This is a genomic window from Streptosporangium sp. NPDC049078, from assembly GCF_040648855.1.
In the GTDB taxonomy this organism is placed as follows: domain Bacteria; phylum Actinomycetota; class Actinomycetes; order Streptosporangiales; family Streptosporangiaceae; genus Streptosporangium.
The window spans coordinates 117024-131374 of record NZ_JBEZEL010000015.1; the positions used below are offsets into that span (position 1 = coordinate 117024).

General features: G+C 70.4%; 10 protein-coding genes. All 10 read left to right on the forward strand.

Translation table 11 applies throughout. The features are described 5' to 3' along the window. Positions 1–331 precede the first annotated feature (331 nt). The 10 genes from hutU (at position 332) to AB0B90_RS25860 (ending at position 14190) form a co-directional block, all read left to right on the forward strand. Positions 332–1987: a urocanate hydratase gene (gene hutU, locus AB0B90_RS25815; protein ID WP_350949809.1), complete on the forward strand. Its 1656-nt coding sequence runs from the start codon at positions 332–334 to the stop codon at positions 1985–1987. A gap of 180 nt (positions 1988–2167) precedes the next feature. Next, positions 2168–2992: a MurR/RpiR family transcriptional regulator gene (locus tag AB0B90_RS25820; protein ID WP_350949808.1), complete on the forward strand. Its 825-nt coding sequence runs from the start codon at positions 2168–2170 to the stop codon at positions 2990–2992. A 126-nt stretch (positions 2993–3118) separates the two neighbouring features. Next, entirely contained in the window at positions 3119–3805 is a 687-nt protein-coding gene (locus AB0B90_RS25825) for an SDR family oxidoreductase (protein ID WP_362925177.1), read from the forward strand. 105 nt (positions 3806–3910) lie between these two features. Further along, complete coding sequence (locus AB0B90_RS25830) at positions 3911–5074, forward strand: allantoate amidohydrolase (protein ID WP_350949857.1); 1164 nt, start codon at positions 3911–3913, stop codon at positions 5072–5074. Beyond that, entirely contained in the window at positions 5062–6435 is a 1374-nt protein-coding gene (locus tag AB0B90_RS25835) for a formimidoylglutamate deiminase (RefSeq protein WP_362925179.1), read from the forward strand. Before AB0B90_RS25830 ends, AB0B90_RS25835 begins: the two co-directional genes overlap by 13 nt. Continuing rightward, positions 6432–7604: an imidazolonepropionase gene (hutI, locus tag AB0B90_RS25840; protein WP_350949805.1), complete on the forward strand. Its 1173-nt coding sequence runs from the start codon at positions 6432–6434 to the stop codon at positions 7602–7604. The genes AB0B90_RS25835 and hutI overlap by 4 nt, the downstream gene beginning before the upstream one ends. Positions 7605–7815: 211 nt before the next feature. After that, a complete protein-coding gene (locus AB0B90_RS25845) occupies positions 7816–8763 on the forward strand; it encodes a sigma-70 family RNA polymerase sigma factor (protein WP_350949804.1) in 948 nt (315 codons plus the stop codon). A gap of 1492 nt (positions 8764–10255) precedes the next feature. Then, positions 10256–11575 carry an ammonium transporter gene (locus AB0B90_RS25850; RefSeq protein WP_350948727.1) on the forward strand — a complete coding sequence of 440 codons (1320 nt, stop codon included), beginning with the start codon at positions 10256–10258 and terminating at the stop codon, positions 11573–11575. Next, the gene (locus tag AB0B90_RS25855) at positions 11572–11910 is read left to right on the forward strand and encodes a P-II family nitrogen regulator (RefSeq protein ID WP_350948726.1); all 339 of its coding nucleotides are present in this window, start codon (positions 11572–11574) and stop codon (positions 11908–11910) included. The genes AB0B90_RS25850 and AB0B90_RS25855 overlap by 4 nt, the downstream gene beginning before the upstream one ends. 3 nt (positions 11911–11913) lie before the next feature. Beyond that, entirely contained in the window at positions 11914–14190 is a 2277-nt protein-coding gene (locus AB0B90_RS25860) for a [protein-PII] uridylyltransferase (protein ID WP_350948725.1), read from the forward strand. Positions 14191–14351: the final 161 nt, after the last annotated feature.

A 14351-nucleotide genomic window follows, 5' to 3' on the forward strand; every position in this document is an offset into this window, starting at 1 on the left:
GGGGATCGGCTTGGTTACGTAAATTCATATCGTTCATAAAGGAATAATTCGGACGCTGAGTCGAGGGGCTGATTCGCCGTCCGGTGAACCGGGCATCCCCGCCTGTGCGGAGCCTCTCCTTCGCATCGGAGCGCCCATCGGGCGCGCGCCGCATTCGATCACCCGGTCCCGTCCGTGCGGGACGGAGGAGCCGGGGCGTGGCGATCGTTACGGCTACATCAGGGGGTGCCACGGGCGTGCTGCCCGCGGCACCCCTTTTGCCGGGTTGACCGGTGGCCTCCGGGTGACCAAGTATGAATACGTTCATTCATTCTTGAGGGGGAGGTCGGGCATGTCCGGCAGCCGGATCGTGCGCGCGCCGCGCGGCACCACGCTCACCGCCAAGGGGTGGCCGCAGGAGGCGGCGCTCCGCATGATCCAGAACAATCTCGATCCCGAGGTCGCCGAGCATCCCGAGCAGCTCGTCGTCTACGGCGGCTCGGGCAAGGCCGCCCGCGACTGGCGCTCCTTCGACGCGATCACCCGTACGCTGACCACCCTGGAGGGCGACGAGACGCTGCTGGTGCAGTCGGGCCGCCCCGTCGGAGTGTTCCGCACCCACGAGTGGGCGCCCCGGGTGCTCATCGCCAACTCCAACCTGGTGCCCGACTGGGCCAACTGGGAGGAGTTCCGGCGTCTGGAGGCCGCCGGGCTCACCATGTACGGGCAGATGACGGCCGGCTCCTGGATCTACATCGGCACCCAGGGCATCCTGCAGGGCACCTACGAGACCTTCGGGGCCGTGGCCGCCAAGCGGTTCGGCGGGAGCCTCGCCGGGACGATCACGTTGACCGCCGGGCTCGGTGGCATGGGCGGCGCCCAGCCGCTCGCCGTGACGATGAACGGCGGCGTGGTGATCTGCGTCGACTGCGACCCCAGGTCGATCGACCGGCGCATCGAGCACCGCTACCTGGACGTCCGCGCCGCCGACCTCGACGAGGCGCTGCGCCTGGCGTACGAGGCCCGCGACCGGCGCGAGCCGCTGAGCATCGGGGTCGAGGGCAACGCGGCCGAGGTCGTGCCGGAACTGCTGCGCAGGGGCGCCGAGATCGACGTCGTCACCGACCAGACGTCCGCCCACGACCCGCTGATGTACCTGCCGGTCGGCGTGGCCTTCGAGGACATGGCCGGCGAGCGCGAGAAGGACCCGGCGGGCTTCACCCGCAGGGCCCGCGAGTCCATGGCCGCCCACGTGGAGGCGATGGTCGGTTTCCAGGACGCCGGGGCCGAGGTCTTCGACTACGGCAACTCGATCCGGGGCGAGGCGCTGCTCGCGGGCTACACCCGCGCGTTCGACTTCCCCGGCTTCGTGCCCGCCTACATCCGGCCGCTGTTCTGCGAGGGCAAGGGCCCGTTCCGCTGGGCCGCGCTGTCCGGCGCCGCCTCCGACATCGCCAAGACCGACCGCGCGATCCTGGAGTTGTTCCCCGACAACGAGCCGCTCGCCAGGTGGATCCGGATGGCCGGGGAGAAGGTCCACTTCCAGGGGCTGCCCGCCCGCATCTGCTGGCTCGGGTACGGCGAGCGTCACCTGGCGGGGGAGCGGTTCAACGACATGGTCGCCTCGGGGGAGATCGAGGCCCCGCTGGTGATCGGCCGTGACCACCTCGACTGCGGCAGCGTCGCGAGCCCGTACCGGGAGACCGAGGGCATGGCGGACGGCTCCGACGCGATCGCCGACTGGCCGCTGCTGAACGCGATGCTCAACGTCGCCTCCGGCGCCGCGTGGGTCTCCATCCACCACGGCGGCGGTGTCGGCATCGGCCGTTCCATCCACTCGGGGCAGGTCACCGTGGCCGACGGCACCAGGCTGGGGGCCGAGAAGCTCAACCGGGTCCTCACCAACGACCCGGGCACGGGCGTCATCCGCCACGTCGACGCCGGGTACGACGAGGCCGTCACCGTGGCCGAGGAGCGGGGTGTGCGCGTCCCGATGCGCGAGTCCTGACCGGACGCGCCGCGACCGGGTCCCCGCGGGAACGTACGGGTGCCGATTCGCGTGCCGCGTCCCGATCGCGGTGCGCGAATTCCCCCGGTGCCGCTCGTTTTCGTCTCCGCGGGTGTATGAACGACAGCGGGGCGGGACGGGAGGGGAATGCTCGTGGGGGTTCGAGCGGTTGGAGGGGGCGTGGGTGACGGACTCGATCGGCTTCTGGAGGGGCGGAGACTGTCGCCCGTGCAGCGGCGGATCGCGCGTTACCTGGGCGACCACCTGTCCGAGGCCGTTTTCCTGTCCAGCGTGGAGCTCGCCGACCGGGCCGGGGTGAGCCAGCCGTCGGTGACGAGGTTCGCGATGGTGCTCGGCTTCGGGGGATATCCCGAGCTGCGGCAGGCGCTGCGCCCCCTGGTCGTGGGCGGCAGGAGGCCGTCGCGGGCCAACGACCTGCAGACCGCGATCGACGTGGAGATCGACAACCTGCGGAGCGTGCGCGACGCGCTGAGCGACCCCTCCGACCTCTCCGAGCTGGGCGCCAACCTGGCGGGATGCGAGCCCCTGCCGGTGCTCGGCCTGCGGGTGTCGAGCGGGCTCGCCACCACGTTCGCCTACTTCGCGCGGCGGATCCACCCCGATGTCCGCCTGCTCACCCACGGCGGCTCCGAGCTGGCCGACGGCCTGTACGCCGCGCGCAGGGCGGGAGCGGCCTGGCTCGTCGCCGTCGTCCTGCCCCGCTACCCGGCCGAGGCCGTGCAGGCCCTGCGGGACGCCCGCCACCTCGGCCTGCGTACGGCGGTGATCACCGACCGGCGGGACGTGCCCTTCGCGGCGGACGTGGTCCTGGCCGCCCCCGTCGGCGAGCGGCTCGTCTTCGACTCGCACGCGGGCCCTCTCGCCCTGGCCATGGTGCTGGTGGAGGCGATGGCCGACGCGGCGCCGCTGCGCACCCAGGCCAGGCTTGAGGAGTACGAGCGGATGACCGACCAGGCCGGGGTCTTCACCGAGCAACTCGACTGACGGCGATGACGGTCAGATGACGGTCACGGTGACGCTGCGGTGGCTCCGACCACCGACTGACCGACGTCTCGACTGTCCCGCTGAGGGCTTGTGGTGATCGTTTTCGCCATGGGTAAGGTGATCGCCATGTCAGAACGACCTACCGCGCTGATCACCGGCGCCTCCAAAGGGATCGGCGCCGCGATCGCCCGTGCCCTGGCCCCCACGCACGACCTGCTGCTCGGCGGACGCGACGCCGAGGCACTGTCCGGGATGGTCGCCGAGCTGCCCGGCGCGCGGCCCTGGCCGGTGGAGCTCACCGCCGTCACCGAGGCCGACGTCGCCGACATCGACCGGCTCGACGTGCTGGTGCACAGCGCGGGCGTGGTGCACCTGGGCCGTGTCGAGGAGACCCCCGCCGAGGTGTGGCGGCGCACGATGGAGATCAACGTGGTCGCGGTGGCCGAGCTCACCCGGCTGCTGCTGCCCGCCCTGCGCGCGGCGCACGGCCACGTGGTGCTGATCAACTCCGGTTCCGGGCTGCGGGCGAACCCGAGCTGGGTCTCCTACGCGGCGAGCAAGTACGCGCTGCGCGCCTTCGCCGACGGGCTCCGCCTGGAGGAGCCCGAGCTCCAGGTCACCACGATCTACCCGGGGCGGGTCGCGACCGACATGCAGCGCGAGGTACGGGCACAGGAGGGCGGCCCCTACCGGCAGGAGGATCACCTCGACGCGGACTCGGTGGCCAGGGTGGTGCTGACCGCTCTGACCGCGTCCCCGGACGCCAACATCACCGAGATCACCATTCGTCCCACCGGCAAGCCCTCGAACTGAGCACGGTAACCGAAGGCGCCTCAGGTTGGGAGGGCGCCGGGCCGAGGGCGCGGCGGGCTCGCCAATGAATGGTCTCATTCACATAATGGGAGGGTGTTCGACGAGATGTGGGGTGCCATAGAGCACCTCGGACGTGACGGCCGGACCCGGGGCTACCTGCGAGACGCGTGGTCGCCCGCGGATCTGGAACTCCGGCGATGGTTCGGGCAGGAGGCCGACAGACGCGGCCTCGACCTGAGGGAGGACCGCAACGGCAACCTGTGGGCCTGGTGGGGTGACCCCTCGGACCGGCCCGGCGTGGTCACCGGCAGTCATCTCGACTCGGTGCGCCAGGGCGGCGCCTTCGACGGCCCCCTCGGCGTCGTGTCGGCCTTCGCCGCCCTCGACCTGCTGCGGGCGAAGGACTTCCGGCCCGCGCGCCCCGTGGGAATCGCCTGCTTCACCGACGAGGAGGGCGCCAGGTTCGGCGTCCCGTGCGTCGGCTCCCGCCTGCTGACCGGCATCCTCGACCCCGACAGGGCCCGCGCCCTGAAGGACGACGAGGGCGACTCGCTCGCCGAGGTGCTGCGTGCGACGGGGCGCGACCCCGGCGCTCTGGGCAGGGACGAGGAGACCTTGCGGCACATCGGCGTCTTCGTCGAACTCCACGTCGAGCAGGGACAGGACCTCGTCCACACCGGCGCCGAGGTCGGCGTCGCCTCGGCCATCTGGCCGCACGGCCGCTGGCGGTTCGACTTCCACGGCCAGGCCAACCACGCGGGCACCACCCGCCTGGCCGACCGCGACGACCCCATGCTGCCCTTCGCCCGTACCGTCCTGCACGCCCGCCAGGCCGCCCAGCGCGGCGGCGTGGTCGCCACCTTCGGCAGGACGCGCGTGTCGCCCAACAACGCCAACGCCATCCCCGGCCTGGTCAGCGCCTGGCTGGACGCCAGGGGCGGCGACGAGGACGCGGTGAGGGAGCTCGTCGCCGAACTCACCGACTTCTCCGGTGCCGAGGTCACGGTCGAGTCGTGGACCCCGGTCGTCGACTTCGACGCGGCCCTGCGGGAACGGGTCGCCGAGGCCGCGGGCGGCGCACCCGTCCTGCCGACCGGCGCCGGACACGACGCGGGCATCCTCGCCTCCGCGGGCGTGCCCAGCGCGATGGTGTTCGTCCGCAATCCAACGGGAATCTCGCACTCTCCTGAGGAACACGCGGACCGCGCCGACTGTCACGCCGGGGTCACCGCCCTCGCCGCCGTCGTGGAGGACCTGTGCGGGAGCTGAACTACTGGTGCGAGCTGGCCTGGCTGCCGCCGGGCGAGGCCGTCGCGGGAGTACTCGTCAAGGTCAGGGACACCCTGATCGCCGAGATCGTCACCGGCGTGACGACCCCGCCCGGCGGAGCCGTCCGGCTCGCGGGCCTCACCCTTCCCGGGCTCGCCAACGCGCACTCCCACGCTTTCCACCGCGCCCTGCGCGGGGTGACGCAGCGCGAGAAGGGCAGCTTCTGGACCTGGCGCGAGCGGATGTACGGCGTGGCGGGAACGCTCGACCCCGACTCCTACCTCAGGCTCGCCAGGGCCACGTTCGCCGAGATGTCGCTGGCCGGGATCACCTGCGTGGGGGAGTTCCACTACCTGCACCACGGGCCGGACGGCAGGCCGTACGACGACTCGAACGCGATGGGACACGCGCTCGTCCAGGCCGCGCGGGAGGCGGGGCTGCGCATCGCGCTCCTGGACGCCTGCTACCTGACCGGCGGCGTCGGCACCCCGCTGAGCGGTGCGCAGCGGCGTTTCGGCGACGGGGACGCCGACGGGTGGGCCGCGCGGGCCGAGGCGCTCGTGGCCGGATACCGGGAGGATCGGGACGTGGAGATCGGCGTGGCCGTGCACTCGGTCCGCGCGGTGCGGGCCGAGCAGATCCCCGTGGTCGCCGAGTTCTCCCGGCACCACGCGGTCCCGCTGCACGCCCACGTCTCCGAGCAGCGGGCCGAGAACGCCGCCTGCGTGGACGCCTACGCCGCGACCCCGGTCCAGCTGCTGGACGCGCACGGCGCGCTCGGTCCCCGCTCGACCGCCGTGCACGCCACGCACCTGTCGGACGTGGACGTCGCGCTGCTCGGCGCCTCCGGCACGCGCGTGTGCATGTGCCCGACGACCGAGCGCGACCTCGCCGACGGCATCGGGCCGGCGAGGAGGCTGTTCGAGGCGGGCTCGCCCATCACGCTCGGCTCGGACAGCCACGCGGTGATCGACCTGTTCGAGGAGGCCCGCGCGGTCGAGCTGGACGAGCGGCTCGCGACCGAGCGGCGCGGTCACTGGTCGGCCGCCGAACTCCTGAACGCGGCCACGGCCGCGGGGCACGACTCGCTCGGCTTCGCCGACGCGGGCATGCTCGTTCCCGGTGCCTGGGCGGACCTGGTGTCGGTGCGCCTGGACTCGGTCCGTACGGCCGGAGCATCCCCGGCGCACCTGGCGGAGACCGTGGTCTTCGCCGCGACCGCCGCCGACGTGCACTCCGTGGTGTCGGGCGGGCGTCACGTGGTCGTCGACGGCGGGCACGTACTCGGCGACGTGGGCGCGATGCTCGCGCAAGCGGTCGGCGAGGCACTCGCCGAGGCGCGGGAGGAGAGGTCGGTATGACGAGCGAGGACCGTCCGGTGACGAGCACCCTTTTCGACGGCATCGGCCTGCTCTACACGGGCGACCCGGCGCGGGAGGAGATCGAGAACGCGGCGCTGGTGGTCGAGGGCGGCGAGGTGGTGTGGGCGGGTCCCGCCGAGGGGGCTCCGCACGCCGACGAACGGGTGGACGTGGAGGGGCGCTGCGTCATCCCCGGTTTCGTCGACAGCCACGCCCACCTCGTCTTCGCGGGCGACCGCAGCGCCGAGTTCGCCGCCCGCATGGCGGGGCGCCCGTACACGGCGGGAGGCATCCGTACGACGGTGTCGGCCACCCGCGCCGCCTCCGACGCCGAACTCGCGGCGCGTACCGCCGCCCTGGTCGCCGAGATGCTCGCCCAGGGGACGACCACGGTCGAGATCAAGAGCGGCTACGGTCTCACGGTCGAGGACGAGCGCCGGTCACTGGAGATCGCGCGGAGGTTCACCGAGGAGACCACCTACCTGGGCGCGCACGTCGTCCCCCCCGACGCCTCCTCGGCCGACGAGTACGTCCGCACCGTCACCGGGGAGATGCTGGAGGCGTGCGCGCCGCACGCCCGGTGGATCGACGTGTTCTGCGAGCGCGGAGCCTTCGACGCCGACCAGAGCAGGGAGATCCTCCTCGCCGGGGTGAAGGCGGGACTGCTGCCGCGGATCCACGCCAACCAGCTGGGTGAGGGGCCGGGGGTGCGGATCGCCGCCGAGGTGGGCGCGGCCTCCGCCGACCACTGCACCCATCTGAGCGACGACGACGTCTCGGCGCTGTCGTCGTCGGGGGTGGTGGCGACCCTGCTGCCCGGCGCGGAGTTCTCCACCCGCTCGCCCTACCCCGACGCCCGCCGCCTGCTGGACGCCGGGGTGACCGTCGCGCTCGCCACCGACTGCAACCCCGGCTCCTCCTTCACCTCCTCCATGCCGTTCTGCGTGGCACTGGCGGTCCGTGAGATGCGGATGACACCGCTGGAGGCGATCAGGGCCGCCACGTACGGCGGGGCGAGGGCGCTGCGCCGCGGGGACGTCGGCACGCTGCGGGCGGGCAGCAGGGGGGATCTGGTGATTCTCGACACACCCACCTACGTCCACCTCGCCTACCGGCCGGGGGTACCGCTGGTAAGGCAGGTCTGGAAGGAGGGGCGCCGCCTGGTTTGAGCCCCTTTGCTGGGGTTAGTGGTGGCCCTCGTCGCGGCGCAGGGAAACATCCTCCTTGAGGAGGAAATCCAAAACCATTCTCCAGGCGTACTTCTTGAGGGAATCTTTGCCCTGATCCGTCCGTTGAAAAGACAAGCGATGTGTCTGAGCGCACGGGGCCTTGAGCGAGCGGTCGGACACGTCATAAGCACGCGGAGCGAGGTGCCATCGGATGGCAAGGCCGACGGGGAATCGGACGCAGGATCAGCATGTCTCTGATCGAGACCTGCTCGGGACCTACCTGGCAGAGATTGGACGGGTGCCCCTGCTCACCGCGGAGGAAGAGGTCGAGCTCGCCAAGCGGATCGAGGCGGGTCTCTTCGCTGAGCAGTTGCTGGACGGTGGGTTGGGCGGATTGACGGAGCCGCGGATCGGTGACGCGGCCGATGAGGAGCTTGAACGACTGGCCGTTTCCGGACAGAGGGCCAAGGATGAATTCATCCAGGCCAATCTACGTCTTGTGGTGGCCGTCGCGCGTAAATATTCCGGGCGGGGAATGCCGCTGATCGATCTGGTCCAGGAGGGAAACCTGGGGCTGGTCCGCGCGGTCGAGAAGTTCGACTACCGGCGCGGTTACAAGTTCTCCACATACGCCACGTGGTGGATCAGGCAGTCGGTGGGACGCGCCATCCACGAGCAGGCCAGGCCGGTGCGACTGCCCACCCACGCGGGCGAGCAGATGACCAGGCTGATGCGGGTCCGCCGCGACATGCTGGCCGAGTTCGACGTCGAGCCGACCGACGCCGATCTGGCCACGGTGCTCGAACTCCCCATCGAGCGGGTCCGTGAGCTCCGCCGCTGGGCCTCCGACCCCGTCTCCCTGCAACTGGGCGTGGGTGACGAGGACGAGACCGAGCTCGGCGACATGATCGCCGATGACACGTGGGCCGACCCCGAGCAGCAGGCGATGGACATCCTGGAGCGCGAGCGCCTTGAGGTGTGGCTGACCGGGCTTGAGGGGCAGACCCGTGAGATGCTCCGCTGGCGCTACGGCCTGATGGACGGCCGCGAGCACACGCTGACCGAGGTCGGCGAGCGGTACGGCATCGGCCGCGACCGCGCCCGCCGGATCGAGCGTGACGCTCTGGCCCGGCTGCGGAAGATGGCGACTGCGGCCTGAGCCTCGTGATCCGGCACGGTCTCGTTTGGACCGTGCCGGATCGTGGGGTTCGGCTTTTACGGCGGTTCGCTGCGGCGGTTCCGTGGTGTTCGGGCTGTGGTGGTGAGTTCCATCGCCGCTCACGCCTGGTTGGTTCCGTCGAGGTCACGCTTGGTCTGTTCCATGGCTGTTCGGGTTGTGGTTCGTCGCGGTGGGTTTCTTCGCCGTTCACGCTGCGGTGGGCGGGTGTTCCGGCCGGCCGTCTCAGTTGCGCTCTGGTGGTTCAGGCCTCCGGCCTGCTCGGGCGCGGTGGTTGCGGGCTCTTTTTAAGCCGGCCGGAACACCCGCCCACCTCCGCTGCACGTGCTCTCGCCGTACGGCGTGCGGACCGTAGTGACTTTCTCTCCGGCCGCCCTGGGTTCCGTGGGTGGCTGAAGCGATCCGTACGGGACCGTCGGGAGGGAGCGCCGTAGCTGAAGCTCCACCTCGGAAAGGTGCGCAGGGCGGGCGTCGATCTTCCACGGGGGAGAACACGACGGGCGTGAGGAGGGGGCAGCGCGGGTCAGAGGTTCTGTGAGAGCGGCTGCTTTCGTCGTCGGAATCGTGCGCCGATGTTCGATCCGAATGCGTGGTTGTTGCGCAGGATGTGAGACTCGCCTCACGGGACGGGCAACGTGACCACTGTGGCGAATGCTCGCTACTCCTGCGTTATGGGACGTCGGCTATTGGTAAGGGTCTGAACCGGCATGGTTCGGGCTGTTTCGTGGTTTGTTTATGTGTTCCGCCGCATTGTGTGGTGAGAGGGATCGGTGCGGTGGGGGTCTGGTTTTCTACGGTGCGCGCCGTGCGCTCCTTTCGAAAGTAACGCTTCAGTTACGGCGGCCCGCTCTGAGCGGTCTCGTACGGATCGCTTCAGCCGCACAGAGGTCACAGGGCGGCCGGAGAGAGAGCGACTACGGTCCGCGCGCCGTGCGGTGGGGGCGTGCGCAGCGGAGGTGGGCGGGTGTTCCGGCCGGCTTGAAAAGAGCCCGCAACCACCGCGCCCGAGCAGGCCGGAGGCCTGAACCACCAGAGCGCAACTGAGACGGCCGGCCGGAACACCCGCCCACCGCAGCGTGAACGGTCGCGGGCCCGATCCGTCCCCAGAAGCCTGCCGGGGTCCGTTCCGGGGAAGGGGACCGAGGGTGACCAGGGGTTACGGGCCAGCCTATTCGCCCGGACCGAGGGGGTCCGGTGGGCGTGGCGTAGGGGTGGCGGAAGCCCTGGTAACCGCCAAGTGGAGTTGACCTGGGCTCTTTTAAGGCCATCTCCAAGTCATGGCACACCTTGTCCGAAACACATCTGAAACACCCTGCTGCCGAGATTCACAGATGTGAAACACACAAGGTCACACCTTGAAACGGTAGAAGAACACGCTGTGGCGCAACGTCAGTGCGCGGCCGGTCGATGGAGCCCAGAAGCGATCACTGCATGTGAAACCGGCAAAAGCCAATTGGAAGGAGGGTCGCTTCGCATGGAGATCGATAGCGGCTCCACAGCCTGGATGCTCGCGAGTACCGCACTCGTCCTACTCATGACACCGGGTCTCGCGTTCTTCTACGGGGGCATGACCAGGGCCAAGAGTGTTCTGAACATGATGATGATGTCGTGGGTCAGCATCATCGTCGTGACGATCGCCTGGGTGCTCTACGGTCACTCGCTCGCCTTCGACACCGTCGGAGACGGTTCGGGATTCCTCAACAAGATTATCGGTGGACTCGACAACATCGGTCTGAGCGGCCTGGTCGAGACGGCGACCAAGGATGACGGCACCGGTATGCCGAGCCTGGTCTTCTCGACGTTCCAGATGACTTTCGCGATCATCACGGTCGCGCTGATCAGCGGAGCGCTCGCCGACCGGGTGAAGTTCGGCGCGTGGGTCGTCTTCGCCATTGTCTGGGCGACGGTCGTCTACTTCCCCGTGGCCCACTGGGTGTGGGGCGGCGGCTGGCTGAGCAGCCTCGGCATCGAGGACTTCGCCGGCGGTACGGTCGTCCACATCAACGCCGGAGCCGCGGCCCTCGCGGTCGCCCTGGTGATCGGCAAGCGCGTCGGCTGGCGCAAGGACCCGATGCGACCGCACAACCTCACGTTGGTCCTTCTCGGCGCGGCCCTGCTGTGGTTCGGCTGGTTCGGCTTCAACTCGGGCTCCGAGCTCGCCGTTGACGGCACGACCGGCCTGGCGTTCATCAACACCCAGATCGCCACCGCCGTCGCGGCGGGCGCCTGGATCCTCGTCGAGAAGATCCGCGACGGTCACTCCACCACCCTGGGTGTCGCCTCCGGTGCGGTCTCCGGCCTGGTCGCGATCACCCCGGCCTGTGGTTTCGTCGACCCCTGGGCGGCGTTCGTGATCGGCGCGCTCGCCGGTGTCGCCTGTGCCTACGCGGTCGGCCTGAAGTACAAGCTCGGCTACGACGACTCCCTCGACGTGGTCGGCGTCCACCTCGTCGGCGGTGTCGTGGGTGCGGTGGCGCTGGGCTTCGTCGCCGCCTACCCGTTCGCCGACGGCCAGGAGAAGGGCCTCTTCTACGGCGGGCCGATCTCCCAGCTCGGTGTGCAGGTGCTCGGTCCCGTCGCGGTCGGCGCCTACTCCTTCGTTATCTCCTGGATCATCGCTAAGATCATCGACAAGACAATGGGCTTCCGCATCTCGCAGGAAGACGAGATCACCGGCGTCGACATCACCTCCCACGCCGAGACCGGTTACGACCTCGGCACCATCCACTCCTCGGGTGTGGCCGCCGTCAACGGTCCGGCCCCCACCCCGGCGTCTAAGAAGGTGGACGCATGAGACTCATCACAGCGATCATCAAGCCGTTCAAGCTCGATGACGTGAAAGCGGCCCTGGAGCAGTTCGGGGTCAAGGGAATGACGGTCAGCGAAGCGAGCGGTTACGGCCGCCAGCGTGGTCACACCGAGGTCTACCGGGGTGCCGAGTACCAGGTCGACCTGGTGCCCAAGGTCCGCCTTGAGGTGCTCGCCGAGGAGGAGGACGCCGAGGATGTCATCGACGTCATCGTCAAGGCCTCGCAGACCGGCAAGATCGGTGACGGCAAGGTGTGGTCCGTCCCTGTGGACACGGTCATCCGCGTCCGCACCGGGGAACGCGGACCTGAGGCGCTCTAACCGGTGAGAGGCGACGCTCGCTCGTACGCCGCGGCCCGTAAGGAACGGGCCGCGGACATCGACCGCTGGTTGACGGACCTGGTCCGCACCGCCTGCGGTACGCCGTACGGGCCTAACGGGGGAACGACGAGAAACGACGAGCGCGGCGCCCTCAACGGGGTCGCGCTCGTCGCGGTCGGGAGCCTTGGCCGCTCCGAACTCGCGCCGGGCAGTGACCTCGACCTGGTCCTGCTGCACGACGGGCGGGAGGACGTCGCGCGTGTCGCCGACCGCATCTGGTATCCGATCTGGGACTCGGGGGTCGGTCTCGACCACTCGGTGCGGACGGTGGACGAGGCGGCCAAGGTCGCCAGGGAGGACCTCAAGGCGGTCCTCGGCCTGATCCAGGCGCGGCACGTGGCCGGAGACCCGGAGCTGACGCGCTCGGCGCGTGAGATCGTGCTCGCCGAGTGGCGTGCCGACTCCCGGCGCCGCCTGGGCGAGCTGCGTGACGCCGCGGACAAGCGGGCGGAGGCGAGCGGCGAGCTGGCGTTCCTGCTCGAACCCGACCTCAAGGACTCCCGCGGCGGCATCCGCGACGTGCAGGCGATGCAGGCGGTGGCGGCGGCCTGGGTCGCCTCGGCCCCGGGTCCCCGGGTCCGTGAGGCCTATGAGTTGCTGCTCGACATCCGGCACGGTCTGCACCTGGTGACCGCCCGCGGCGCGGACAGGCTGGTGCTCCAGGAGCAGGACGCCGTGGCCGGGATGCTCGGGCTGCTCGACGCCGAGGCGCTGATGCGCAGGCTCGCCGAGGCCGCCAGGACGATCGGGCACGCCTTCGACGCCACCTGGCGCACCGTCGACCGGTTGCTCACCGGCCCCACCCCCCGTGGTCGCCGCCCGCTCGCCGACGGCGTCGTCGAGCACGGCGGAGAGGTCGTGCTCGCTCGCGGGGTGAACCCGCGCAAGGACCCGGTGCTGGTGCTGCGCGCCGCCGCGGCGGCGGCCGAGGCGGGGCTGCCGCTGGCGCCCGCCACGGTCACCACGCTGGCCGCCCAGTCGCCGCCGCTGCCCGTGCCCTGGCCGGACGAGGCGCGTGACGCGCTGGTGGCGCTGCTCGGGGCCGGCCGCGCGGCCGTGCCCGTCTGGGAGGAGCTCGACCAGGCGGGAGTGCTGGTCCGCCTGCTGCCCGACTGGGAGCGGGTGCGGCACCGACCGCAGCGCAATCCGGTGCACCGCTACACCGTCGACCGGCATCTGATCGAGGCCGCCGCGGGGGCCGCCTCGTTCACCCGCGAGGTCTCGCGGCCCGATCTGCTGCTCATCTCCGCGCTCCTGCACGACATCGGCAAGGGCTATCCCGGTGACCACTCCACCACCGGCGCCGTCGTCGCCCGCGACATCGGGACCCGGATGGGCCTGCCCCCGGCGGACGTCGACATCCTGGAGACCGTGGTCCGCCACCACCTGCTGCTGCCCGAGACGGCCACCCGCCGCGACCTGGACGACCCGGTGACGATCTCCCGGGTGGCCGAGGCCGTCGGCTCGCGTGAGGTCCTCGAACTGCTGGCGGCCCTCGCGGTGGCCGACGGCCACGCCACCGGGCCCGCCGCCTGGAACTCGTGGAAGGCCTCGCTCGTCGCCGACCTGGTACGCCGGGTGCGTTCCGCGCTCTCGGGAACCCCGCTGCGTCCCGCGCCCTCGCTCTCGGTGGAGCAGGCTTCCCTCGCCCGCCACGGCGGCGGCGCCGTGCGCATCAACGGGGGAGCGGTCACCGTGGTCGCGCCCGACCGCGCCGGCCTGCTCTGGCGCGCGGCCGGGGTGCTGGCCGCGCATCGGATGGTGGTCCGCTCCGCGTCGGCGGCCTCGGCGGGGGCGACCGCCGTCATCGAGTTCTCGGTCGTTCCCGAGTACGGTTCGCCGCCCGACCCCGCGACGCTGGAGGCCGACCTGCGTCTCGTCCTGGCCGGTCGTCTCGACATCGAGCAACGCCTGGCCAGGAGGACCAGGTCGATGCGCCCGGCCCGGGTGCCGGTGGCGCCGCCGAGGGTGAACCTGGTGGACGACGCCTCCAACACCGCGACCGTCATCGAGGTACGCGCCCATGACCGTCCGGGTCTTTTGTGGCGGATTGGTAGAGCATTTGGTGAATGTGGCCTTGACGTACGGGCCGCCCGTGTGGAGACTCTCGGCGCAGAGGCGGTGGACGTCTTCTACGTGGTCGACAGAGCCGGTCGCCCACTGACCGACGAGGTCCAGCGGGCACAGGTACGCGATCAAGTGCTCGCTGCCCTGCGATAACCGTAAAAAATCGGTCCCTAGTCGCCTTCGTAACGATTAAAGGCGCTATGTCGGTTTTGCCGATTCTTACTCGTGACCTTGTGGTGTGATGTTGTCCACTTGTGTCGTGATTGAGGGGTATCGAGAGCGGTGACTACGGCGACATCCGAGGGCGGGGGCGC

Coding starts and splice junctions, on each gene's coding strand:
- hutU (WP_350949809.1), top strand. CDS start 332: ATGTCCGGCAGCCGGATCGTGCGCGCGCCGCGCGGCACCACGCTCACC.
- AB0B90_RS25850 (WP_350948727.1), top strand. CDS start 10,256: ATGGAGATCGATAGCGGCTCCACAGCCTGGATGCTCGCGAGTACCGCA.
- AB0B90_RS25825 (WP_362925177.1), top strand. CDS start 3,119: ATGTCAGAACGACCTACCGCGCTGATCACCGGCGCCTCCAAAGGGATC.
- AB0B90_RS25845 (WP_350949804.1), top strand. CDS start 7,816: ATGGCAAGGCCGACGGGGAATCGGACGCAGGATCAGCATGTCTCTGAT.
- AB0B90_RS25855 (WP_350948726.1), top strand. CDS start 11,572: ATGAGACTCATCACAGCGATCATCAAGCCGTTCAAGCTCGATGACGTG.
- hutI (WP_350949805.1), top strand. CDS start 6,432: ATGACGAGCGAGGACCGTCCGGTGACGAGCACCCTTTTCGACGGCATC.
- AB0B90_RS25830 (WP_350949857.1), top strand. CDS start 3,911: ATGTGGGGTGCCATAGAGCACCTCGGACGTGACGGCCGGACCCGGGGC.